22 protein-coding genes are annotated in these 22,741 nt (G+C 63.3%); 17 read left to right on the forward strand and 5 right to left on the reverse strand.

Going from position 1 to position 22,741, the window contains the following annotated elements; all coding sequences use genetic code 11:
* The first annotated feature begins 35 nt into the window (after window positions 1-35).
* The 6 genes from EIH27_RS06035 to EIH27_RS06060 all read left to right on the forward strand — a co-directional run bounded on the left by EIH27_RS06035 (window position 36) and on the right by EIH27_RS06060 (window position 7,243).
* Entirely contained in the window at window positions 36-2,507 is a 2,472-nt protein-coding gene (locus EIH27_RS06035; RefSeq protein ID WP_124039990.1) for an HAD-IC family P-type ATPase, read from the forward strand.
* 174 nt (window positions 2,508-2,681) lie between these two features.
* Window positions 2,682-5,246, forward strand: a complete 2,565-nt coding sequence (locus EIH27_RS06040; protein ID WP_124039991.1) for a DMSO/selenate family reductase complex A subunit — start codon at window positions 2,682-2,684, stop codon at window positions 5,244-5,246.
* Complete coding sequence (locus EIH27_RS06045) at window positions 5,246-5,743, forward strand: twin-arginine translocase TatA/TatE family subunit (RefSeq protein WP_124039992.1); 498 nt, start codon at window positions 5,246-5,248, stop codon at window positions 5,741-5,743. Before EIH27_RS06040 ends, EIH27_RS06045 begins: the two co-directional genes overlap by 1 nt.
* Window positions 5,740-6,192, forward strand: coding sequence for a twin-arginine translocase TatA/TatE family subunit (gene tatA / locus EIH27_RS06050; RefSeq protein ID WP_164461613.1), 453 nt, complete (start codon window positions 5,740-5,742; stop codon window positions 6,190-6,192). The genes EIH27_RS06045 and tatA overlap by 4 nt, the downstream gene beginning before the upstream one ends.
* A 36-nt stretch (window positions 6,193-6,228) precedes the next feature.
* Entirely contained in the window at window positions 6,229-6,954 is a 726-nt protein-coding gene (tatC, locus tag EIH27_RS06055) for a twin-arginine translocase subunit TatC (RefSeq protein WP_124039994.1), read from the forward strand.
* Window positions 6,955-6,979: 25 nt separating this feature from the next.
* Complete coding sequence (locus tag EIH27_RS06060) at window positions 6,980-7,243, forward strand: DUF6457 domain-containing protein (protein WP_124039995.1); 264 nt, start codon at window positions 6,980-6,982, stop codon at window positions 7,241-7,243.
* Between the two features lie 274 nt (window positions 7,244-7,517).
* On the opposite strand, the gene EIH27_RS06065 is transcribed toward EIH27_RS06060, so the two are convergent.
* Window positions 7,518-8,315, reverse strand: coding sequence for a TetR/AcrR family transcriptional regulator (locus EIH27_RS06065; RefSeq protein ID WP_124039996.1), 798 nt, complete (start codon window positions 8,313-8,315; stop codon window positions 7,518-7,520).
* Window positions 8,316-8,488: 173 nt separating this feature from the next.
* Here EIH27_RS06065 and EIH27_RS06070 point away from each other — a divergent pair, with 173 nt between their 5' ends.
* The 7 genes from EIH27_RS06070 (at window position 8,489) to EIH27_RS06100 (ending at window position 16,047) form a co-directional block, all read left to right on the forward strand.
* Window positions 8,489-10,948 carry a DMSO/selenate family reductase complex A subunit gene (locus tag EIH27_RS06070; RefSeq protein ID WP_124039997.1) on the forward strand — a complete coding sequence of 820 codons (2,460 nt, stop codon included), beginning with the start codon at window positions 8,489-8,491 and terminating at the stop codon, window positions 10,946-10,948.
* A gap of 429 nt (window positions 10,949-11,377) precedes the next feature.
* The gene (locus EIH27_RS06075; RefSeq protein ID WP_124039998.1) at window positions 11,378-12,064 is read left to right on the forward strand and encodes a DMSO/selenate family reductase complex B subunit; all 687 of its coding nucleotides are present in this window, start codon (window positions 11,378-11,380) and stop codon (window positions 12,062-12,064) included.
* 8 nt (window positions 12,065-12,072) lie between these two features.
* On the forward strand, window positions 12,073-13,155 hold the full coding sequence (locus tag EIH27_RS06080; protein WP_124039999.1) for a dimethyl sulfoxide reductase anchor subunit family protein: 1,083 nt from the start codon (window positions 12,073-12,075) through the stop codon (window positions 13,153-13,155).
* 9 nt (window positions 13,156-13,164) lie between these two features.
* The gene (locus EIH27_RS06085) at window positions 13,165-13,944 is read left to right on the forward strand and encodes a TorD/DmsD family molecular chaperone (protein ID WP_124040000.1); all 780 of its coding nucleotides are present in this window, start codon (window positions 13,165-13,167) and stop codon (window positions 13,942-13,944) included.
* Entirely contained in the window at window positions 13,941-14,669 is a 729-nt protein-coding gene (locus tag EIH27_RS06090) for a TorD/DmsD family molecular chaperone (protein WP_124040001.1), read from the forward strand. Before EIH27_RS06085 ends, EIH27_RS06090 begins: the two co-directional genes overlap by 4 nt.
* Complete coding sequence (locus tag EIH27_RS06095; RefSeq protein ID WP_124040002.1) at window positions 14,662-15,543, forward strand: hypothetical protein; 882 nt, start codon at window positions 14,662-14,664, stop codon at window positions 15,541-15,543. Before EIH27_RS06090 ends, EIH27_RS06095 begins: the two co-directional genes overlap by 8 nt.
* A gap of 129 nt (window positions 15,544-15,672) precedes the next feature.
* A complete protein-coding gene (locus tag EIH27_RS06100) occupies window positions 15,673-16,047 on the forward strand; it encodes a TOBE domain-containing protein (RefSeq protein ID WP_124040003.1) in 375 nt (124 codons plus the stop codon).
* 75 nt (window positions 16,048-16,122) lie between these two features.
* Here EIH27_RS06100 and EIH27_RS06105 read toward each other — a convergent pair whose 3' ends face one another.
* The 3 genes from EIH27_RS06105 to EIH27_RS06115 are packed head-to-tail and all read right to left on the reverse strand — an operon-like array spanning window position 16,123 to window position 19,059.
* Complete coding sequence (locus tag EIH27_RS06105; protein ID WP_206424894.1) at window positions 16,123-17,049, reverse strand: hypothetical protein; 927 nt, start codon at window positions 17,047-17,049, stop codon at window positions 16,123-16,125.
* A 7-nt stretch (window positions 17,050-17,056) separates the two neighbouring features.
* On the reverse strand, window positions 17,057-18,553 hold the full coding sequence (locus tag EIH27_RS06110) for a molybdopterin-dependent oxidoreductase (RefSeq protein ID WP_124040004.1): 1,497 nt from the start codon (window positions 18,551-18,553) through the stop codon (window positions 17,057-17,059).
* An 8-nt stretch (window positions 18,554-18,561) separates the two neighbouring features.
* A complete protein-coding gene (locus EIH27_RS06115) occupies window positions 18,562-19,059 on the reverse strand; it encodes a hypothetical protein (protein ID WP_124040005.1) in 498 nt (165 codons plus the stop codon).
* 258 nt (window positions 19,060-19,317) lie between these two features.
* Here EIH27_RS06115 and EIH27_RS06120 point away from each other — a divergent pair, with 258 nt between their 5' ends.
* From EIH27_RS06120 to EIH27_RS06130, 3 genes are all read left to right on the forward strand, one after another.
* Window positions 19,318-19,623, forward strand: a complete 306-nt coding sequence (locus EIH27_RS06120) for a CBU_0592 family membrane protein (RefSeq protein WP_206424895.1) — start codon at window positions 19,318-19,320, stop codon at window positions 19,621-19,623.
* A 121-nt stretch (window positions 19,624-19,744) separates the two neighbouring features.
* Window positions 19,745-19,909: a CBU_0592 family membrane protein gene (locus EIH27_RS07890; protein ID WP_420892148.1), complete on the forward strand. Its 165-nt coding sequence runs from the start codon at window positions 19,745-19,747 to the stop codon at window positions 19,907-19,909.
* A 153-nt stretch (window positions 19,910-20,062) separates the two neighbouring features.
* Window positions 20,063-20,611: a TetR/AcrR family transcriptional regulator gene (locus EIH27_RS06130; RefSeq protein WP_124040006.1), complete on the forward strand. Its 549-nt coding sequence runs from the start codon at window positions 20,063-20,065 to the stop codon at window positions 20,609-20,611.
* Window positions 20,612-20,617: 6 nt separating this feature from the next.
* Here EIH27_RS06130 and EIH27_RS06135 read toward each other — a convergent pair whose 3' ends face one another.
* Window positions 20,618-21,088 carry a molybdopterin-binding protein gene (locus EIH27_RS06135; protein WP_124040007.1) on the reverse strand — a complete coding sequence of 157 codons (471 nt, stop codon included), beginning with the start codon at window positions 21,086-21,088 and terminating at the stop codon, window positions 20,618-20,620.
* 234 nt (window positions 21,089-21,322) lie between these two features.
* On the opposite strand from EIH27_RS06135, the gene EIH27_RS06140 reads away from it, so the two are divergent.
* On the forward strand, window positions 21,323-22,696 hold the full coding sequence (locus EIH27_RS06140; protein ID WP_164461614.1) for a nitrate/nitrite transporter: 1,374 nt from the start codon (window positions 21,323-21,325) through the stop codon (window positions 22,694-22,696).
* The last annotated feature ends 45 nt before the right edge of the window (window positions 22,697-22,741 follow it).

A 22,741-nucleotide genomic window follows, 5' to 3' on the forward strand; every position in this document is an offset into this window, starting at 1 on the left:
CCCGGCGTCGTAACCGGCGTCGTTAGACTGGCCACATGACTCAGCGCAGTGCCACCCGGCCTACCGCGAACACCTACCAAGCCGACCCCACTCGCGGACTCACCGCGGCTCAGGTAGTCGAGCTCACCGCAGCCGGAAAATCCAACGCGCTTCCGGCCCGCTCCGGCCGCACCACCTGGCAAATTGTGCGGGACAACGTGTTTACCCGCATCAATGTCATGCTGGGCGTACTGTTCGTGCTGGTTCTCACCACGGGCAGCTGGATCAATGCCCTGTTTGGTCTTCTCATCTTCTTCAACTCGATCATCGGCATCATTCAGGAGCTGCGAGCCAAGAAAACCCTGGACAGCCTGGCCGTGTTGGGCGAGGCCCAACCCACCGTGCGGCGCGACGGCACGGAGACCGTCCTCCCCAGGGACGCGGTGGTACTCGGGGATATCGTCACCGTCCGGCCAGGTGACCAGGTGGTGGTGGACGGGGAGGTGACGGAAGCCGCCTACCTGGAGGTGGACGAATCGCTCCTCACCGGCGAATCGGATCCGATCGCGAAACAGCCCGGGGATCGCATCATGTCCGGCTCATTCGTGGCATCCGGCACCGGTAGCTATCGGGCAACAGCGGTAGGCGCGGACGCCTACGCGGCTCAACTCACCGCGCAGGCCTCGAAATTCTCGCTGGTGGATTCCAAGCTGCAGAGCGGAATCAACTGGATTCTGCGCGTCATCACCTGGGTGCTCATCCCCGTCGGCATTCTCACCATTATTGGGCAGATTCGCGTGGGGGCGGGCGACTATCGCTCCACCGTGCTCGCCGTGACGGGCGCGCTGGTTCCCATGATCCCCGAGGGACTGGTGCTCATCACATCCACGGCCTTCGCGCTGGGTGTCATTCGCCTAGGCCGCTTCCGCGTACTGGTCAACGAGCTACCCGCGATCGAGGGGCTGGCGCGCGTGGACGTGGTGGCTACGGACAAGACGGGCACGCTCACGGAGAACCGACTCACCTGGGCTGGGCTCATCCCACTCGGTGACGCTCACGAGGCAGAAATCCGCGAGGTACTGGCCCAGCTCGGCGCCGCCGACGCCGCACCCAACACCTCCATGCAGGCAATTATCGCCGCCGTGGGAGCTCCCGCCCACCCGTGGCAGGTGAGGGCACGCCAGCCTTTTAGTTCCGCTAAGAAGTGGAGCGGAGTGAGCTTCGCGCGGGATGGACACCGCTCGCATGCCGGGAACTGGGTGCTCGGCGCCCCGGATGTGCTACTGGATTTCGCCGAGGGTTTCGCCGCCGCCAAGGAGGAGGCCGCACGTATTGCGGCCACCGGTCAGCGCGTGCTGCTGCTCGGGCAGGCGGCGGAACCGGTGCGCTCACCCTCGGCGCCCGGACGCGTGGTTCCGCTGGGTTTGGTGCTCCTGGACCAGAAGGTTCGTCCCGACGCCGCCGCCACGCTCGCGTATTTCAACTCCCAGGACGTTGCGGTCAAGGTGGTATCCGGGGATAACGCGGAGGCCGTGGGAGCAGTCACCCGCTCACTCGGGCTGGAGGTGGGTGAGCCGGTGGACATGCGCCACGTGTCCGACGCCGATTTCGCGCGAACCGTCAATAATCACGCCGTATTTGGACGCGTCACCCCGGAGCAAAAACGGAAGATGGTGGCTGCCCTACAGCAGGCGGGCCACACGGTAGCCATGACCGGCGACGGCGTCAATGACGTGCTGGCACTCAAGGACGCGGACCTGGGTGTAGCCATGGGATCGGGCACGTCCGCCACACGCTCGGTGGCAAAGGTGGTGCTCCTCAATGACCACTTCTCCGCACTGCCCCGCGTGGTGGCGGAGGGGCGCCGCGTCATCGGCAATATTGAGCGCGTAGCACGGCTGTTCCTCACCAAGACGGTCTATTCGGCGCTTCTGGCACTGCTCATACTGCTGTGGGCACTGCCCTACCCATTCCAACCTATTCACGTGACCATCACCGGCTGGTTCACCATTGGCATTCCCGCCTTCGTGCTGGCGCTGCCACCGAATAATGACAAGGCGCGGGACGGTTTTGTGGAGCGCGTGATGCGCTTCGGTTTCCCCGCCGGTATTGCCGTGGCACTGGTGACGTTCCTGACGTACATCCACCTGTATCGGGCGGACGCAACCGGCGCCTATCACACGCAGGTTGCCACGGCTACACTGCTGGCGCTTATCATCACGTGCTCCTGGGTATTGGCCGTGGTGGCGCGGCCCTACACCTGGTGGAAAGTGGCGCTGGTGCTCCTCCCGGTGGCTGGCTACGGCATTATCTTCATGGGCAGGCAAACGCAGCGTTTCTTCCAGCTGGATTCTTCCAACGGACCGCTGATGGCCTACGGCGCCGTGCTCGGGGTGATCGGGGCGGCGCTGGTGGAACTCATCTGGTGGGTGCTGGGCTGGAAGTTCGGGGAACGCACCCACCTGTGGATGCCCGCGAGCGCCCGGCGTGCACTCCGCGAGCAGGAGCGCCTCCGGGCGGAGGCCTAGCCCCTGTCCTCGCCGCGTAACACGGCGTCGTCGTTCGGCCTGAAGGTCCCACCACCCCATTCCGCAACGCGAATCTCACGCAATTTCGCCCGTGGTCCCGCTTTCCGCCCCTGCCACTAACTACCAGGTGTCGCTTAGATTTAAATTTGAGTAACCAAAACCGAGGAGGCAGCCATGCCGGCGAAACTACGGCCGTCCCGCCGTACATTCCTTAAGTGGTCCGCCCTTGCGGGCGCCACCGCGGGGCTGGTGGCGTGTGCACCAACGGACCCGCTCTATAAGCGCACCGATGCTACGAAACTGGTCCCCAATGGCACGGGCTCCACGGCGGCGGATAAAACCGTATGGAGTGCCTGCACGGTCAATTGTGGTTCCCGCTGTCCACTGCGTCTCCAGGTGAAAGACGGCCAGGTGATCCGTGTGCTGCCGGATAACACCGGCACCGACGAACTGGGTAATCAGCAGGTGCGCGCGTGCGTGCGTGGCCGCTCCATCCGTCACCGCATTTATAACCCGGATCGCCTCAAGCACCCACTCAAGCGCGTGCCGGGCACAAAGCGCGGCGAGGAGCAGTGGCAGGAGATTTCCTGGGACCAGGCACTCACCGAGATCGCGGACAAGATGAAGGAGATCAAGTCCGCCTACGGCAACGAGGCCTTCTACATCAACTACGGCACGGGCACCATCGGTTCCACGATGTCCTGTTCATGGCCGCCCGAGCAGACACCGATGGCCCGCCTGCTGGACCTGTTCGGCGGATACCTCGACCACTACTCGGACTACTCCACCACTAATATCACCCAGGCCTACCCCTATTTTTACGGCCAGTGGGAGGCCACGAACACGCTGGATGATGCGGCCAACGCGCGCCTCCAGGTGATGTTCGGCAATAACCCGCTAGAAACCCGCATGTCGGGTGGCGGGCAAACCTTCGTTACGCAAACCACGAAGAAGCAGAGCCACGTGCGCACCATCATTATTGATCCGCGTTACTCGGAAACCTCGGTGGCGCTAGGCGATGAGTGGATCCCCATTCGTCCCGGCACCGATGCGGCCCTCGTGGCCGGCATGATCCACGAAATGCTCGCGCGCGGTCTTCAGGATCAGGATTTTCTGGATAGGTACTGCGTGGGTTTCGATGAGGACCACATGCCCGACGGCGCCCCCGCGAACGCCTCCTACCGCTCCTACGTTGAGGGGAAGGGCGCGGACGGCGTCGAAAAAACACCCGAGTGGGCCGCAAACATCACGGGCGTGCCGGCCCCAACCATCCGTCAGCTGGCTGTGGATATTGCAACGGCCAAGCCGTGCGCGATCTCCCAGGGGTGGGGCCCGCAGCGTCACAACAACGGGGAGGCGGAGGCGGCGTCGATATTCCTGCTGGCGTGCGTCACCGGAAATGTGGGGATTAAGGGCGGCGGTACGGGCGGCCGCGAGGCAGCGGTGACCTTCCCCATCACCAAAGTGTTCAACACGGAGATGACGAATCCTTCGGAGAAAATCATTTCCGTGTTCAGCTGGCTGGACGCCATTGATCACGGCCCCAAGATGGATACCTTCAACGCGGGCGTGGGCGTCAAGCCGGAGAAGGGCGTGCGTGACCTCAAGGTACCGGTGGATGATAGCGGCCAGCCCACGAACACCCACCTGGACGTGCCGATTAAGGCCGTGTTCAACTACTCCTCAAATTCGCTGGTCAACCAGACCGGAGATAACAACGCGTCCGTGGATATTCTGCGCGACGAATCCAAGTGCGAACTCATCGTCACCTGCGACATCATGTACACGGTGTCCGCCCGCTACTCGGATTACATCCTGCCCGGCACGGCCACCGCGGAGGAGGACGGCGATTACCATCCGGGCGAGAATGCGGGCCCGATGGCGTACGGCATCGTCTCCACGCAGGCCATCAAGCCGCTGTATGAGGCCCGCCCCATCTTCGACATTTGCGCGGATCTGGCGGACAAGCTGGGCCTCAGGGAGCAGTACACCGGTGGCAAGACGCGCCAGGAGTGGCTGCGTGCCACCATTGAGTCCGGCCGCAAGGAGGATCCCACGCTCCCCACCTATGAGGAGTGGAAGAAGATGGGCATCTACCGGCGCAACGTGGGCTCCGTGATTCCCATGGAAGATTTCCGTAGAGATCCGGCCGCGAACCCGCTGCCCACGCCGTCGGGCAAGATCGAGATTTACTCCACGCGCCTGGCCGCGCTCGCCAAGAAGTGGACCTTCGGCGATTTCCGCCCGCGGCTCACCGGCGACGAAATCCCCACCATCCCGCGCTACGTGGAAACCTGGGAGGGGGCGGAGGAGGCCCGCTCCAACAAGAAGTACCCGCTCCAGGTGATCGGGCATCACTTCAAGGCACGCACGCATTCCTCCTACGGGAACGTTGATTGGCTGCGGGAGGCCCACGTGCAAACGGTGTGGATGAATCCCGTTGACGCGAAGGCTCGGGGCATTAAGAACGACGACGTCGTGTTCGTCTATAACGACCGCGGCACGCTTCGACTTCCGGCCAAGGTGACCCCGCGCATCGCCCCCGGCGTGCTGTCCGTACCCCAGGGCGCCTGGTACACGCCGAAGGACGCCGCCACCGTGAAGCCGCCGAAAGGTGCGAATCAGGATAAGCCGGTGGATGTGGGCGGCAGCATGAACACGCTTGCCTCACTGCATCCCTCACCCCTTGCCAAGGGCATGAGTGCGCACACCATTTTGGCGCAGGTGGAGAAGGCCTGATGCTGGGGATCAGTGGCGGCGAGTTCCTGGTCATCCTGGTGGTGGCCGCAGCCGTGCTGGGGCCGAAAAACGTGGCGCAGGCACTGCGGGCTATGAAGCAGGCTCTGGCCGCTTTTCGCCGCTGGTCCGCGCGCCTGCGGCAGGAGACCACCGTGGACCTGGGCGGACTCTCCTCGGAGGAGCTGGCGGGACTGCGCAAGCTTGCCTCGCTAGATCTCTCCTCACTGAGCCCCAAGAACATCGTGCGCGATACCGTACGGGAAGAAATGAACGCCTGGCTGACCCAGGCGGACGCGGTCGGAAACAGCGTCCGGGATGACATCACGGGCGCACACGCGCCCGGCTCTCCGCACTCGGCGCACCCCGGGGAGCCGGCGGACAGCGTTACGCTAGCCGAGGCGAACTCATCGGCGTCGGCCACTTCCACAGCATCAGTGCCTCACGCGGGCACCCCCGCCAAGCTTCATACAGGCACCCCCACAAAGGAGAAAAATTGAGACCCAGCTTCTGGCACATTCTTGTTGTTGTCCTCATCATCGCGATCGTTTTCGGCGCCTCCAAGCTGCCAGACATCGCGCGCAACCTCGGCAAATCCGCGAAGATCCTCAAGGAAGAGATGAAGGATCTTCAAAGCGACGCCGCACCCGCCGCCCTGCCAACTTCCGGCGCCCCGGCGCCCGCTACGCCCGTGGCCGGCGTACCGGTACAGCAACCCGCCCCGCAGCCGGCCTCGCCCGTTCAGCCGGCAACGCCGGCGCAACCCGTTCAGTACGCGGCGCCCCAGCAGCGCCCCGCTCAAAGCGCACCCGCTACCAACACGGCACCCACCCCGCAGCCGACGCCACCGGCGTCGTCCAGTACCGCCCCGCAAGAAACGGCGGTGCAGGCGCCCGTCACCCCGCAGGATGCGGCGCCCACTCAGTCGGATCCGAACCAGCGCAACTAACCGGTGTCCAGGCGCGCGGCGAACCCCGAACGGCGCATGCGAATCTCCCAGCATCTGGCGGAGCTTCGCACGCGTCTGCTGCGCGCGCTCGTGGGCATTGCGGTGGGGGCCGTACCGGGGTGGTACCTGTTCGACCCGGTGATCGCCTTCATGACACGCCCGCTCACCCACAGTGCGGCGATCAATTTCCAGACCATTGGCGCCGGCTTCGATCTCCACGTGCAGGTGGCGCTGGCGCTGGGGGTGCTGCTGAGCTCGCCGTGGTGGATTTACCAGGTGGGTGCGTTTGTGGCGCCGGGGCTCAAGCGGCGCGAGAAACTTTACGTTGGCGTGTTCGGTGTGGCGGGGCTGGTGCTGTTTCTTGGCGGGGCGGCGCTGGGCGTGTGGGCGGCACCGCGCGCCGTGGAGATCCTGCAAAGTTTCGTACCGGCCGACGCCACCTCGCTTCTCCTCGCGCAGAACTACATCAGCTTTTACATTGCGCTGGTGTTGGTGTTTGGCGTGTCCTTCCTGCTGCCCGAGGTGCTGGTGGTGGCCAATTTCCTGGGTGTGCTGAGCGCACGGGCGATGCTGAAGGCCTGGCGCTGGGTGACCATCGGCGCCTTTGTGTTCGCCGCGATTGCGAATCCCGTACCATCGCCGTGGCCGATGGTGGCGCAGGCGTGCATCATCATGGCCCTCTATCTCCTTGCCGTCCTCATCTCCTGGCTGCACGAGCGGCACGTAGCCAAGCGCAAGGCCCGCGGTGTGGGGTTTTGCTAGCCTGCTCATGGACGAAAGGATTGCTATGGCTGATGCTGCAAAGTCTCCGGAAACAAACGCTTGGCTGGCCGCCGTCGCGGCGGACCTGGGCGTGGATGCGGACATTGAAAAGTCCGTGCGCGATGATCTCCTCAACATGATTGCGGCCGTGGCGCACGGTCCGTCCCGGCCGGGTGCACCGCTCACCGCATTCCTGGTGGGCTACGCCGCGGCCAAGGGTGCCGATGCCGCCGAGACTGCCCACGCGATCGAGACCAAGGCACGGACCTGGAGCGCGCCCGAAAGCTAGGGGCGGATAGCGAGCCCTAAGCCTAGGGGAAGATACGGCGTTGGGTTCCTTGCCATAGCTGCGGCGATGCGGAGCCTGGCGATGCGCAACCTGTTGAGGTGACGGTTTTCTGCTGAGTTGACGGTTTCCTCTTGAGTTGATGGTGAGCTTGCGGTTCGGGCCTCAATTTGGCCCCATAACCGGAAGTTTTCCGTCAGGTGGAGAGTTTTCTTAGGTTTCAGCAGCCAGTTCCCACCAGCGGTTGTACACCCGCGAGGCTCTCCCGCCGCCTTGGTTAACGGCGCGATTCTCGCTGGTAGAGACGCCCGGGCAGATCGCGAGCGCCGTCCAGCCGCGCCAGCTGCCAGGGTGGCGCAAGTGTCAGGTAGGCGTCCACAGCGGCCGAATCGCCCGCCTCCCCGCCGGTGCGGATCCAGGCTCGGATCATGGCTACCACATTGAATAATTGCTGCGCGGCCGCCATCTCCACCCAGAGCGCGGTGGGTGGCTCACTCAGCTGACCGGCGAATTGCCGCACATAGGCACCCATCCGCGGTTCAGCGAGCCGCATGAGTGCAGCCAGCGTGGTTGATGCCCCCTCCGCAGCAAATACGTGCGCGTATAGATCCGCATCCCGGCTCACGCATTCCATGAGTTCGCCGTAAATTCGCTGCAGCTCCGCGCGCGGGTGGGAACCTGGAACGGTGACCAACTTGGCCAGGTCCTCTATGTATTCACCCAATTGCGTATCGAGGTATTCAGCAAGGAGAGCGGGGGCGGACGGCGTGTGCTTGTAGACGGTCTGCCGCGCCACACCGGCACGGGAGGCGAGCTGGGAGATGGTGACGGCGTCGACGGAACCCTCGCGCCCCAATTCCACTACCGCGCCGATTAGTTTCTGCCGCACCTTCTGGAAGCGCGGATCATCCGCGACAGAGCGAGACCGCGTACTACTGGAGCGCGCAGGGCCTGGGACGACGACGTCGTGGCGGGCGGTGCCGGAGCCTCCGGTCATAATGGGCTGAGCGGGCGCGGCGATATGGCGGCGTGATCCCTCACGGACCGGCCGAGCCTTTCCAGAAGAGGTGGGCATTTCGTCCCTCCTTCGCCACGCAACCGGTTTTCGAAACACGAGCGTTCGGGTATTCGGCTCCCCGCGGACGCGCTCGGCTGTCGGTGCGTTTCTACACTCAAGATAGCAAGAACTATTTGACGTTCGTAAATTAGTGCCCGCTGCGGGGCACTTCAAAGTGTAGGTGGTATGTGATGAAGGAAATGCCCACCGCGGCAGGAGCGGCTACCGGCCCCACCCGCCGCACGTTCCTCAAGTGGTCCGCTGTGGCCGGTGCTACAGCTGGCCTGGTGGCCTGCGCACCCAGCAACGACGCATTTTACAAGCGGACCAAGGCCACCACGCTGGTTCCGAACGGCACGGGCTCCACGGATGTGGATAAGACGGTGTGGAACGCCTGCCTGGCGAACTGCCAAAGCCGCTGCCCACTGCGCCTCCAGGTCAAGGACGGGCAGGTGGTACGCGTACTACCGGACAATACCGGCGGGAATGACATTGATAATCTCCGCAATCTCGCGTGTGTGCGCGGACGCAACCAGCGCGAGCGCATCTACTCTCCCGACCGCCTCAAGCGTCCAATGAAGCGCGCAGGAAAGCGCGGCGAGGATAAGTGGGTAGAAATCAGCTGGCAGGAAGCGTTTGACACCATCGCCTCCGAACTCAAGCGCGTGAAGGAAACCTATGGCAACGAGGCTATTTGGTTCCACTACGGCACGGGCTCTACCGGCGGCAATATCCTTCAGCGTGGATGCTGGCCGCGCCTACTTAACTGTTTCGGAGGCTATCTGCAGTTCTATGGCAGCTACTCCACCGCGCAAATCACGGACTCCTCCAAGTACTTCTGGGGAGAGGTCGCCACCTCCAACTCACTGGAAGATGCGAAGAACTCTAAACTGCAGTTGTTTTGGGGGAACAATCCCCTCGAAACCCGCATGTCCGGCGGTGGTGAACTCGCTGTAGTCCAGAAAACACGCGAGGACTACCACGTGCGCACCATTGTCATTGACCCTCGCTACTCAGAAACCGCGCAGGACATTGCGGACGCGTGGATCCCTATTCGTCCCGGCACCGACGCCGCCCTCGTTGCGGCGCTGATCTGGGTGCTGTTGGACGAGGGCCTCCAGGATCAGGACTTCCTGGACAAGTACTGCGTCGGCTTCGATGAAGACCACATGCCCGACGGCGTTCCAGCCGGCCAGTCCTACCGCTCCTACGTTGAAGGAAAGGGTCCGGACGGGGTCGAAAAAACACCCGAGTGGGCCGCAGCCATTACCGGCGTGCCAGCAACCACCATCATTAAGTTGGCCCGCGAGTTGGGTACGACGAAGCCCGTTGCAATCACCCAGGGCTGGGGCATGCAGCGGTCGGCCGGCGGAGAAAATTCCTCTCGCGCAGTATTCACCTTGGCGTGTGCCCTGGGTCAGGTAGGTATCGCCGGTGGTGGCACCGGCGCTCGGGAGGGAAATTCCAAACTTCCGATTGCTATGTTCCCGAACTACGACGGCGAGGAGCCACCCGTTACTACGGCCATCTCCTGCTTCAACTGGGTAGATACCATTGACCATGGCGAACGCATGACGGCGGAGCATGACGGTGTGCGCGGAAAAGATAAGCTCGATGTTGGTATCAAACTCATGGTGCTTAGCGCATCGAACGCGCTGATCAATCAGCACAACGACATCAAGCACACCGAGAAAGTTCTTTCCGATACCTCGAAGGCCGAATTTATCCTGGTGATTGACCACCAGCACACACCCACCGTCCGGTGGGCAGACATGGTGCTGCCCTCCACCACCAACTTCGAAGATTTCGATTTGGTTCCTGGTATGAGCTGTGGCGATATGGGCTGGGCCATCTGGGCACAGAAGGCCATTGATCCGCTCTATGACTGCAAGGGCGGCTACGAGATGTGCACCGAGGTGGCAAAGCGACTGGGCATCGAGCAGGAATTCACTCAGGGCCGCACCCAGGAAGAATGGCGCGAATACCTCTGGAAGAAGTCCAAGGAGCAGATTCCCAATCTCCCCAGCATGGAGGAGTTCGAGAAGACGGGATACTACCGCCACCACTTCGATCCGCCGTTCATCGCCTTTGAGGACTTCCAGAAGGATCCTGAAGCTAACCCACTGAGCACGGACTCCGGCAAAATTGAGATTTTCTCCAAGAAAATCTACGACGAATCAAAGACCTGGACCTTCGATTTCCCAGAGGACCATATCTACCCGATCGCGGTGCAGGCTTCGCAGTTCGAAGATTGGCAAGCTGCCAAGACTTCAAAGAAGTACCCGCTCCAACTCATCGGCCATCATTTCAAGGGACGTACGCATTCCTCCTATGCGAACCTTCCCAAGAATCAGGAGGCGCATCCACAGCAGGTGTGGATTAACCCCATCGATGCCAAGAAGCGCGGTATCTCCAACATGGACATGGTGGATGTGTTCAACGATCGCGGGCGGCTCCGGATTCCCGCGCGCGTTACCCCTCGCGTTATCCCTGGCGTGGTCTCGGTGCCTCAAGGCGCCTGGTACATGCCGGACAAGAATGGCGTGGACCGGGGCGGCAACATCAATCTGCTCACGAAGTACCACCCTTCGGCTCTAGCAAAGGGGAACCCTGCTAACTCAGCGATTGTTGAGGTGGAACGGACCAGGTAGCGGGCCGCACGCCACCTCGGACGTCGGTGCCGATCCGCCGCCGCGGACGCCAGTGCTAGCGCTGCACGAGCAGGTGCCGGCACCGGAGTAGCACTAACAGCGTCCCCGTGCGGCCGGTGGGTAACCACCCGAGCTGACCGGTGCGACGCGTGCGCGAACGGCGTCGTAACACGAACCGCCCGGCGTGGGCTGAACGTCCCGCACCACAGACGCGGCCCCGTTTCCACAACACGTCCCTCACGTAAAAACGGCCGACCCGCTCAAATACCGGCGGGCGCGGGACCTATCCTCAAACTAGAACTAAATGACACCTGTCTATCATCGGGTGATTCAGGTGTCGGCAGTGCGCAACATCGGCAGCCCGCTTGATTGTTCTCGGACCCGCAAGGATCCGCGGCAACGGTCGGGCGTCTGCAAGAAGGAACGGTTATGACATCGACCCTCATTCCTAAACCGGGGAACCACGAGACGGCTTCGGAGCCCTACACGCAGAAGGGCGCCAACTACGGTTTCTACTTCAACCAGACGCTCTGCAACGGCTGCAAGGCCTGCCAGATCGCGTGCAAGGACAAGCACGATCTCCCGGTGGGTGTCACCTGGCGCCGCGTCATTGAGTACGACGGCGGTACGTGGCAGGTCAATGAAAAGGACGGCACGTTCACGCCGAACGTGTTCTCCTATTACACGTCGATCAGCTGCAACCACTGCGAGAACCCAATTTGCATGCAGGTGTGCCCCACTACGGCCATGAGCCGGCGCGAGGACGGCACCGTGTACGTGGACCAGTCCAAGTGCGTGGGCTGCCGCTACTGCCAGTGGGCCTGCCCCTACGGCGCCCCGCAGCTGGATTCCCGCACCGGCCGCATGTCTAAGTGCGACCTCTGCTATGACTACCGCGAACAGGGACAGAATCCGGCGTGCGTGGACGCCTGCCCGTCGCGCGCACTCGGCTGGGGCCCCATTGACGCCCTCCGCAAGGAATACGGCGACGAGGCCGGTATTGCCCCACTCCCGGACCCGTCCATCACCGATCCCCACCTGGTCATTACCCCGCACCGCGACGCGCAAAAGTGGGATGAGGGTACGGGCCAGATCCAAAATCCGAGTGAACTGTAGGGGGCGCCATGCGAACCGCTGAACTGCCCATGATCCTGTTCACCACCATCGCGCAAATGTCGGTGGGGGCGTTCTGGGTGTTGGGAATCATCATGCTGCTGGGCCGCCGCCGCGGCGTCAGCGAAAACACCATCGCCCGCGTCACCCGGGCCGGCATGTACGCCGCCGGCCCACTGCTGGTGCTGGGCTTCTTTGCCGCGTTCTTCCATTTGGGCTACCCGCTCCACGCACCGTTCACGTTCCTTGGCCTGGGGCATTCCCCGCTGAGCGCCGAAATCACCTTCGGCGTGCTCTACGGCGTGGCCGGCCTCATTCTGGCCTGCCTGGAATGGTTCCATAAGGGCGGCGCCTGGCGGCGAGCCTTCTGGATCATCACGGCCGCGGTGGGCCTGGGCCTCATTATCTCCATGGTCATGGTGTACTACACGGTGGTCACGGTGCCGGCCTGGCATTCGTGGTTCACCTGGGTGCTGTTCTTCGGCTCCACGTTCTTCACGGGCGCACTGGCGGATGCGCTTGCAATTACGGTGGCGTGGTTCCATCACCGCCGCGAGGAGGACGCCGCCTCCCCCGAGCCCACTACCTCCCGCAGGCCCGCTGCCTTCCGCGAGCCCGCCGTCGCCCCTCATGAGTCCGAAGCCAAGGAGGCCGGGCCCGGGTTCTGGCATCGTGTGGGCGCCACTATGCGCCGTGGCCTATTCCCGGGTGGCCCACTCACGGACCAGCTCACCAGCTTCTCCGTGTACGCCACCCGCTTCGCCGTGGCGCTTTCGGCTGCCGCCGGCATCATCCTGCTACTCGCCTACCCGTTCCAGATGGCGCGGCTGGGCATTAACGGAGGCGTGGAAACCGAAGTGGCGAGCAACATGCTGAGCCACGGGTGGCTGGCCATCCGCCTCATCTCCCTCGTAATTGCCATCGCACTGATTGCCTTCGCCGCCCGCGATGAGGCCTACCGCACCTGCACACCCACCCGCAAACTGGTGCGGATCCTGACGATCGCGCTGGTGGTGGTGCTGGCCTCGGAGCTGCTCGGCCGCGGCCTGCACTACGAAGGCCTCATTCGCGTGGGTATCAACACGTTCAACTAGGATCGTTTCGTGATCGACTCCGCCCTTTTGGACCGCTACGCCGCCGTTTTCACTGTGCTCTCCGCGCTGCAGCTCTCACCCGCTACCGACGCCGCGGTGGGGCGCGTAGTGAATGCTCTCGATGAGTGGCCGCTCACTGCCGACGCCGTTGCGACGCCACCCGAGCCGTTCGACGCCGGAGGTGAGGCGCCCGGCGCACGGTGGGATGCCGCGTGGGCACGGCGTGCTACCGGCTACGGATTGACGCAGTTGCGCGCCTCGGTGGAACGGGGCGAGACAGCAGCCGTGCGTCGGCGCGACCAGGATCTCATGTATGGCATTTCCGCTACGGCGAAAGTACCGCCCTATGAGTCCGTGCACCGGTCCACGGACCACCTGGTGTTTGACCTGGAAACGCTGGAGGTACGCGCCAAGTATCGGGTGCTGGATCTGGAGGCACCGAAGCTCAATAACGAGCCCGATGATCACATTGGGTTGGAGTTTGATTTCCTCTGCCAGTGCATTTTGCGAACACTGGACGGGAAAACCGAGTCGGAGCAACAGCGGCCCCTCGCGGTGGCGCTGGGCTTTACGCGGGATAACCTGCTGCGCTGGGCACCGCGAATGCTCACCTCGGCGGCCAGCCAGGCGGATACCGCGTGGCTGACGGGACTCGAGTGGGCCTCACTGGGAGCGATCCTGGACTGGACCGCCATCCTTGAGCGGGAGAATCTTCTTCAGCCCGATTGGCGCGGGCTGCCCGTGCGCTCACGGATCCGTGATGCCTTCAGCGCCGAGGCGGCGCAGTGACCTTTAATCCTTTTTCTGATCCGGCCCCCGCGGATTTTGCCGGCCGCGGTATTCGCCTCACCACCGCGGCAGCCGTTCTCTCCCGATTGTTTGCCGCCAGCCCGGAGCGCGGGCTCATGGAGAATCTCACCGATACAGCACTGCTGCGCCTGTGGCCACTGCGGGATAACGAATCGGTGGCGGGTGCGGACGCGATGGCCGCCATGGAGAACTCAATTTTTGAGATCCGTGACGATTACGTGGCACTGTTCGGCTTCCAGGGCACCGTGAGCCTGTCGGGCGCGGACACGCCCGGAGTATCCCCCGCCGCCGTATTCCAGTTGACCGCCCTCTACCGTGATGCGGACTATCAGCCTGAGGCAAGCGGGCCCCTGGCGCCGGATCACATGGCGAGCGAATTGGGATTCCTCGGTTTCCTCGCCTCTCGCATCACGGCGATGTGCCGGGAGGGTGCCGGGCCGGATCCCAGCGTGAACCGCACCGCCGCGCCCGCCAACAAACGGGCCGGATGCGCCGCGGTGGCACTGGGTAGCGTCGGCGTGCGGTGCCTTGATTTTGCCGGCCCGCTCATGGACCGGGTGGTGGACGGCGTGGCTGCGCACGCCCGAACGGATTTCTACCGTGCGGCCGGCCGCATGCTTGCCGGTTTTTCCACGCAGGCACGGCGGTTCTTCGCGGATGTTGCCGGCAGCGCCGCGTTTACCGGAGCGGATACGCGTGGATAACCTGGGGCGCCTTATTCGATGGTTGGAAGCGCATGATCCCTACGCAATCGTGGTGCTTCACTGCCCCGGTACGGCGGCACCACGCGTGGGCGGGCGAGGGCTCGCCGTCGCATGGGATCAGCATTTAGGCGTACTTGACCCGTCCGTGCTTGCCGAACTGCTCGCGGCGGGCGCGAGCGCCGTGCATATTGCGGCCTGCTCCGCATGCCAAAAGGCCGACACGCCCTCCCACCTTGGCGCACGGTTTGCTAGCGGGTACGTGCTTCCCTATACGCCGCCTCGTCGCCGGCCGCTGCGGCGCGGCACCCAGTTGAGCCTCACGGCGATCCCACTGCCGCGCCGCGCCCTGTTCGCCCCCATTCACGGCCCGATCCGCGGGCGGGATGCAGATCCGTTCCGCGCCTTCGCCGCCTGGCATCGCCTCGCCACCGCGGGCGTGGTGCCACTCCCGGCCGTGGCCCGGTGGGATGGCACCACGCCACTGGCAGACGCAGACGTGGATGCGCTCCACGCCATCCGCTGTGCCGCATGCTCGGACGGACTCGCGCACTGTCCGAACGGCGCCACCGACGCCCGCACCATCCGCGCCACCTACTCCACGCTCTGCCGTGCCTGCCGTACGGCTATCCACTACTGCACGCAGCACCGCGCCGGCGAAACCACGGCGGCGCGCGCCCTCGACGTCGTCGAACAGACGGCGGACCAGAATACCGTGCCGTGCGCGAAGTGCGGCGCGCCCCATCCGAAAGAGGAGGGACCACTGTGCCAGTTCTGCGCCTACCGGGCAGCACATCCGCTACAGGCGGCCGTGCCCGCGGCGGTGCTGGCGCAGTTCCCACCCGAGGTGAGGGCGAAGCTCACGGCCACCGACTAGGGCACACCCGCAGGAAGGCGACACCCTCTGCCAAAACCCACAGAAACCCATTATGTTCTCTAAGAAAAGTATCGGAACAGTTAAATTTCTTATACTCGCATCCACGCCCGGGCGGCCTACACTTCACCCATGAACTACAAGATCTCCCAGGTGGCGCACCTGCTCGCCGTTTCTGATGATACCGTCCGCCGCTGGATCGACGACGGCCGCATCAGTGCCGTCCCAGGTACGTCTCCGCGGGAGGTCTCCGGCCAGTCCGTGGCACAGTACCTCCGCGAGCGGCACCCCGCCGATGCCTCTCATCACGCCTCCAACCGGAATCTGCTTGAGGGCATTGTGCTTGAGGTGATTCGGGACAGGGTGGTGTCCCAGGTGGTGCTGCAATGCGGCAACTACCGCATCGTTTCGGTCATCACCACGGAGGCGGTGGACGCGCTGGGACTCGCGCCCGGGGTCATCGCGAATGCTCAGATCAAAGCCACCAGCGTGTCCGTGGTGAAGTAGCCGGTGAAATTCAAACAACCCGCCCGCCAGCGGCCCAACCGGGACCGGTGGGGACTGCCGGCGGTGCGGCGCTAGCTACCCATTCACCACGGGCGTGGTGCGGAGCGTGGCAAACGTGGGCAGGCCCATTTCCTCAAGCATGTCCGTGGCAGCTTCCACCCGGTCCTCGAACGCGTGCAGCCGTGTCACCTGCTCCGGGGAGAGCTCACCATTCCGTTCGAAGTACTTGAGCCGCGGGTAGCGTCCAGCCAGGAGCGTGCCCCAGTAGATTTTGAGATCCAGCATCTCCTGATGGTCGTAGACGGGCCGGCCCGCGTGATAGTCGCGAATATCCGCCAGTTGCGCTTCGAGCATGGCGAGGTCCTCGTTGCCTCCGGCCACGCCCGCCTGCGCCGTATAGGCATCCTCCCCGGTATGCACGGGCGCCGCGGCCGTATCCCGGAAACGCCGCATGGTGAGGGCGTCGGCCGCACGCACGGGAGCGTTGACGGCCAGCCGCTTCGCCTCCGCCTCGCCGAGTAGCTGACCGCGCGACATCCGGATGAACGTGTGCACGCCCTCGAGCCCCTCCACCGTGCAGCGCAGCCCCACGCCAAAGGATTCCAGATCCTCTTTCTGGAACATGTAGCCCAGGTAGCGGGCCGTGTCCGCAATTTCAAAGTCATCGGGCCCGGCACCCGGACGTGCGGGGCGGCCCGGGCCGGCCGGCGTCGCGTCAATATGGAAATTCACCGCGCGGAGGTATTCGCGTACGGTCTCGCGCTGCGCGGCACTCAGCGGCATGTCCTCGTAGAGCGCACGCGAGCTGAACTCCGCCAGCTTTTTACGCATTCGCGCCGCCTCCGCCTGCTCGGCCGCGGTCATGCCCACACTGTCCGTTGCCATAGGTTCCGCCGCCGCATTCACAGCGCCGTTCGCCGCCGCGCGTACCCGCTCGGCCGCACGCTTCGACGTCGTACCGTCCACCGATTCAACCGTGCCCGCCACGTCCTGTTCCGTCATGTTTCTCCTAGATCATCTGCAGGCGGTCGTAGCTGTCTGTGTCCTCAAAGAAGCCGCCCTTGCCGTTGCCGATAATGTCGAACCGATTCACTACTTCGATGCGTTCAATCCACTTGGCGGAGCGGAATCCCGTGGAGGTTTCCAGCCGGAGCCGGCATGGCGCCCCCACCTTCATGGGCAGTTCTTCACCCTGATAGCCGAACGCGATGAGGGTTTTCGGCTGCGTGGCCTCGACCATCGGCACGGTCTCGTAGTAGTAGGAACCGGAGTACAGGTCGTCGTCGCGGGTCATGTTCTGGAAGCACTGCACCACGACGTCGCTGGCTCCCTCCAGCGGTTCCACCAGCGCGAGTAGTCGCTCCAGCGGTACCCCATCCCACTCACCAAGTGAGGAGAAGCCCTGCACGCAGTGGTGGACCGTGCGCTGGAAGTAGCCGTCGGAGATGCGGCGCAGATCGGCCACGGAGAAGCGCATGGGCGTTTTGACCAGTCCGCCGATTTCCAGCACGTAATCATCCCAGTTGTTGCACAGCATGGCCATGTATTCCTCGCTTGAGGGCGGCATGCCCGAAGCACGGTGGTTCTGTGCCGGGGTGACATCCTTGGCCTCGTACGTGGTGGTCCTGGCCTCCGAATACTTGCGCAGGAAACGCGTGAGCGGACGCACCAGCGCGTTATTCAGGCGCGCAATCCAGGCCGGGTGGTTGGTGGAGGACTTCGTGGCCCACACGTTGCAGAACACAATGAACACGAGCGCCGCACCGAAAATCAGCCCGCCGGCCACCGGGTAGGAGGCCGTCCCGAAAATCATTTTCGAGGTCTCGTGGCCAAAGCCGTGCAGAATCACCATGAGCACGTGGATCACCACGAACATGAGGTAGGCCGCCAGCCCCCACCAGTGGAGTGTGCGGATCACCTGACGCCCGCCCATCGCGCGGGAAATACGTGGGAAATGATTATTGATGGCCGGGGATTGGAAGGCGCCCGTCACCATCATCCACAGCGGCAGAATAATCACCACGAAACCATAGAAAAGCTGCTGGACGGCGTTGAACGGGTAGCCGTCCATCGGTTCCGGCACCACAAAAGCCAGGTAGGAGACGATGTTCTGCCACGCCTGCCCGAACACGGACCAGTCCGAGGGGATATAGCGCATAATCTGTCCGGTGGCGATCAGCACCACCCAGTAGACGATCATCATGGCTACCCACAGCACCACGGAAATGAAATGCCAGTAGCGCCCCTGTCCCACATCACCGTGGCCCGGCAGGGACACGATGGGTGAATAATCCTCATACTCACCGGATACCGGGAAGAACTTGTGGTGCCGCTTCTCCTTGATGGAGAACTGCGCCCACTGCTTACCCGGCTGGGTGTGAATAGACCGGTGGAGTTTCGGGAAGGTGCCCAGAATTTCAATGCCGGAACGAATAAAAATGGTGAGGAAGAGAATGTTGACCAGGTGCTCAGCCCGCAACCACCACGGGTACTGCAAAAAATCCACTTTTTCTCCTAGTCCGTGAAGTTCTGGTTGTCCGGGGCCGCCACCACAATGCCGTAGCTATTCGCCCAGTAGAGGAGCACGTACACCAGGCCGGCGAAAAGCACACAGTTCCATGCCGCCGCCTGCGCCAGCGAACCCCCGTTCCACACGTAGGGCGGTTCTCCCCGGAGCGCGCCGAAGTAGCAGAAAATACCCACCACTGCCGGCACCATGCCCAAATCCCATACATGCCAGCGGGTGCAGAGCGTAATCACCACAAACACGCCGGTCAGCCCGACCAGCAGCCCCAGCACCAGCGGCGCGTAGGGGAACATGGTTCCGGCCGTGGCTGCCACGAACCAGGCGCACCCGCCCTCGACGGCAAGAACGATGACAAGCAGCAGGCGTGTGAGCCGGGGCAGATTAAAGCGGAAATACCGGAAGAAAGGCGCTCGCTGACGCCCCTCCCTGATGTAGTGGTTGACGTCCGTCGTGTTGACGTCAACCTCGCCGGCGTTACTTGCCATTTCCGCCCCTTTCAACGGCCCGCGGCACCGGCGCCGCGCGGTGCCCAGCCCGTGCGGCGCCGTATTTAACCGAAAATATGCTAGCGAGGCCCCACTCACGAACCGATTAAACAAGTGTTCAGACTTTCCGAAAATCTCTGCTTGCGCGCCGCACCCGCCCACGCTTCTCCGTAAACTTTCCCGCGAAAGTACCTGGACCGCAGTTGTCCGGATAATCCGGCGGGTAATCCGGCCCGCGTTCTCAATAGAAAGAGATTCATGTCTGCAATGGTCATTTTTGGGCTCATTGCCTCGGTGGCACTGCTGCTCGCATTCGCCCTGCTCAACACGGGCGTGTGGACGGTGGACACCCCCTGGTACCAGCTCCTTAACTTCTTGGGTGCCGGTTTTCTAGCGCTCTCCGCCTACCACCCATTTAACGCTGGTGTGTTCTGGACCGAATTAATCTGGTCTCTCATCGGCCTGTACGGCTTCATCAAGATTTACGTCAAGCGTGGGCGAAAGAACGCTGCCTCCGCCACGAAGTCCGGGGCGGGCCACCACGCCGAGCAGGTTGAGAAGTAGGAGCGCAGTAAAAATGCAATTTTCGATGGAAATTGGAATTATCGCGGGAGTCCTGTTCGTTGTTGCGTTCGGTCTCCTCAATCTGGGCGTGCTCAGCTCCGATTCCGTGTGGTAACAATCGCTGAATTTCCTTGGCGCGGTGGGCTTCGTCTACACGGCGCTTTCCCCGTTTAATCCCGGATTGTTTATTACCGAGGGTGTGTGGGCCATCGTGGCCGTGTACGGTGTGTGGCGCATTGTTGCGCGCAATCGTAAGAAGCACGCGAGCCGCGGGGATGCACAGTAGTACGACGTCGTAGCGTCCCGCGGTCAGTACAGTACCGGTACTGGTTGTGGGTCACGGCCGGTTTGCCGTGAGGACCACGTATGCCCCGGCGCTGCTGCCACGCCGCCGCCCGCCGTCCTCTATGCTGGAAACCTCCCGATGAATTGAGGTTCCATGAGTGATCGCAACAGCGCGTCCGCCATTATCGCGGCCACTGAACGGTTGCTCGTAGCGCGCGGCGCGGTGGGTGTTTCCTACCGGGGCGTGGCAGCCGAGGCCCACGTATCGGTGGGCATGATTAACTATTTCTTCCCCGGCAAAGAGGATCTCATTTTCGCCGCATTGGAGCGCTTTACAGATCGCTCCGCCACGCAGTTCGCCGCCTACTTTGCCGGCGTATCCGCCGCCCCGGATACGTTTGCCGCCGCCCAGGAGGCCACCACCCGCATGCTCATTGGCTCGGCACAGGATATAGCCACGGTGGCGCTGGGCACGGAATTGTATTCTCTGGCCGTGCGCCGTCCCCGCTTCTTCGATCTCACGCGGGAGTGGTCCCGCACCTGCCGCGCTGTCATGGAGCAATTCTTTGACCGGGACACCACGCTCATGCTGGACGCCTATTACGAGGGCATGCTGCTCAACATTCGCCTGGAACAGGCCGCCTACACCGCGGATGTGCTGGGGGAAGCCGTACGGCGTATTACAGGCCGGCCCGGCCGGTAGCCGTCCCTACTCCTCCAGCTGGCGGAAAATGTGCGGAATCAGGGGCAGCATGACATCCAGCGCATCGCTCACCGCACCGCGTGAGGAGGCTGAATTAATGACCACCGCACCGCTACTGTCCCGCGCCGTCACCCCCACCAGCCCGCGCGTGAGCCCGGCCTTCGGCGTCGACGCCAGTCCCGCCTGCAGAATTTGGAACGCGAGCGCCGGGAACTGTGCGGCCAGGTAGCGCTCGGTTACCTCCGGGACCACCCCGCGGCGCCCCACCCCGGTGCCGCCCAGTGTGAGCACCACGCGCGCCCCGTCATCCAGGGCCGTGCGTAGCGCCTCGTCCACATCCCCCGCACGCTCCGGAACCACAGCGACGTCGCACGAGAACCCGGCCTCCCGCAGCCGCGCCGCCGCGCGCAGTCCGGCCGTATTCTCTTTCTCCCCCGCCAGCACGCGGTCCGATACCACCACAACCTGCGCTTTCATATGTCTCTCCCTCCGGTGGGTGTCCCCATCACTCCGAACGCACCACGCACCCTAATTTCACTACACATTACTCACGTAAATGTGGCGACAACACACTTCTTTGCTACCGATGCGCAACTACCATTTTGCGTAGTAAATCTGCTAGCCACAACCGTTTTTCACCACATGAAAGCGGTGGGTGTCGCGAAAATCGACACCTCTAGCAACGGACTCGCGAAACTAGAAGGAGACGGTGTGAATCAGCAGCAGGCGCTCGATACCTCCGGGCGCGTCATTGCCGGATGGAACCCGGAGCAGGAGGACCACTGGGACTCCGGAATTGCCTGGCGCACCCTCACGGTCACCACGTTCTCCATGATCTTCGCGTTCTGCACATGGTTCCTGGTGTCCGCCATCGCCGCCCAGCTCAATGGCATTGGCTTTAGCCTCAGCAAATCCCAGCTCTACTGGCTAACGGCCATCCCTGGTCTCTCCGGCGGCCTCATCCGTCTGGTGTATATGTTCCTGCCGCCCATCGTGGGCACGCGCAAGCTGGTGGGATGGACCTCCGTGCTACTGCTCATCCCCATGCTCGGCTGGTATTTCGCACTGGGCAACCCCTCCACCCCCTACGGCACGCTCCTACTGCTCTCCTTCCTGTGCGGCATCGGCGGGGGCTGCTTCTCCGGATACATGCCCTCCACCGGGTACTTCTTCCCCAAGCGCCTCTCCGGCACGGCCCTCAATTTACAGGCGGGCGTTGGCAACCTGGGCATGTCCTTTGTGCAGATGCTGGCGCCCTGGCTCATGGGCTGGGCACTGCTGGGAAGCACGGTCATGACTCCCCAGCACGGCCCGAACGGCCCGGTGTGGGTCACGAACGTGGCCATCTTCTTTGTTCCGTGGCTAATCGTGGCGGCCATCGTGGCATTCCTAACGCTGAAGGATGTGCCGGTCAAGGCGTCTGTCAAGCAGCAACTGGACATTTTCGGAAACTCGAACACCTGGTTGATGACGCTCGAGTACATCATGACCTTCGGGCTGTTTTCCGGCATTTCCGCCCAGTTCGGGCTACTCATCAATGACAACTTCGGGGCCACCTCGCAGTTCGCCGAGCAGGGCCTCAGCAACCTGCCCGTCGGCGCCGCCTACGCCTTCCTCGGGCCGCTCATCGGCTCGCTGGTGCGCGTGGCGTGGGGTCCACTATGCGACCGCTTCGGCGGGGGCATCTGGACCTTCGTATCCGGCGTCGGTATGGCCGTCACACTGGGAATCGCGGCCATCTTCCTCAACCCCTCCACCCCCTCCGATTTCACCCCGTTCCTCTGGGCCATGCTGGCCATGTTTGTGTTCGCCGGCATCGGCAACGCCTCCACGTTCAAGCAGCTCCCCATGATCATGCCGAAGCGTCAATCCGGCGGCGCCATCGGCTTCACGGGCGGCATGGCCGCGTTCGGCCCGTTCTTCTGCGGCGTGGCCCTTACGGCCCTGTCCGCCGCCACATTCTTCTGGGTGTGCGTGGGCTACTGCGTGATTTGCTCCATCATCGCGTGGGTGCGCTACGCCGGCCCGCACGCTCCCTTCAAGGACACCCGCGCCGGCCTGCCCAACCAGCCCTCCCAGCATTAGCCCGCTCAGAAACCAGCTTTAATCCGCCCGGGATAAAGGAGAAAC

The organism is Neoactinobaculum massilliense (genome assembly GCF_900604955.1).
GTDB lineage: Bacteria > Actinomycetota > Actinomycetes > Actinomycetales > Actinomycetaceae > Neoactinobaculum > Neoactinobaculum massilliense.

What these genes read in the sequence shown, in the direction of transcription:
- EIH27_RS06065 (WP_124039996.1), bottom strand. Translation starts at nt 8,315, where the DNA reads ATGCCCACCTCTTCTGGAAAGGCTCGGCCGGTCCGTGAGGGATCACGC.
- EIH27_RS06130 (WP_124040006.1), top strand. Translation starts at nt 20,063, where the DNA reads ATGAGTGATCGCAACAGCGCGTCCGCCATTATCGCGGCCACTGAACGG.
- EIH27_RS06060 (WP_124039995.1), top strand. Translation starts at nt 6,980, where the DNA reads ATGGCTGATGCTGCAAAGTCTCCGGAAACAAACGCTTGGCTGGCCGCC.
- EIH27_RS06120 (WP_206424895.1), top strand. Translation starts at nt 19,318, where the DNA reads ATGTCTGCAATGGTCATTTTTGGGCTCATTGCCTCGGTGGCACTGCTG.
- EIH27_RS06105 (WP_206424894.1), bottom strand. Translation starts at nt 17,049, where the DNA reads ATGACGGAACAGGACGTGGCGGGCACGGTTGAATCGGTGGACGGTACG.
- EIH27_RS06075 (WP_124039998.1), top strand. Translation starts at nt 11,378, where the DNA reads ATGACATCGACCCTCATTCCTAAACCGGGGAACCACGAGACGGCTTCG.
- EIH27_RS06040 (WP_124039991.1), top strand. Translation starts at nt 2,682, where the DNA reads ATGCCGGCGAAACTACGGCCGTCCCGCCGTACATTCCTTAAGTGGTCC.
- EIH27_RS06100 (WP_124040003.1), top strand. Translation starts at nt 15,673, where the DNA reads ATGAACTACAAGATCTCCCAGGTGGCGCACCTGCTCGCCGTTTCTGAT.
- EIH27_RS06035 (WP_124039990.1), top strand. Translation starts at nt 36, where the DNA reads ATGACTCAGCGCAGTGCCACCCGGCCTACCGCGAACACCTACCAAGCC.
- EIH27_RS06080 (WP_124039999.1), top strand. Translation starts at nt 12,073, where the DNA reads ATGCGAACCGCTGAACTGCCCATGATCCTGTTCACCACCATCGCGCAA.
- EIH27_RS06115 (WP_124040005.1), bottom strand. Translation starts at nt 19,059, where the DNA reads ATGGCAAGTAACGCCGGCGAGGTTGACGTCAACACGACGGACGTCAAC.
- EIH27_RS06070 (WP_124039997.1), top strand. Translation starts at nt 8,489, where the DNA reads ATGAAGGAAATGCCCACCGCGGCAGGAGCGGCTACCGGCCCCACCCGC.
- EIH27_RS06045 (WP_124039992.1), top strand. Translation starts at nt 5,246, where the DNA reads ATGCTGGGGATCAGTGGCGGCGAGTTCCTGGTCATCCTGGTGGTGGCC.
- tatC (WP_124039994.1), top strand. Translation starts at nt 6,229, where the DNA reads ATGCGAATCTCCCAGCATCTGGCGGAGCTTCGCACGCGTCTGCTGCGC.
- EIH27_RS06135 (WP_124040007.1), bottom strand. Translation starts at nt 21,088, where the DNA reads ATGAAAGCGCAGGTTGTGGTGGTATCGGACCGCGTGCTGGCGGGGGAG.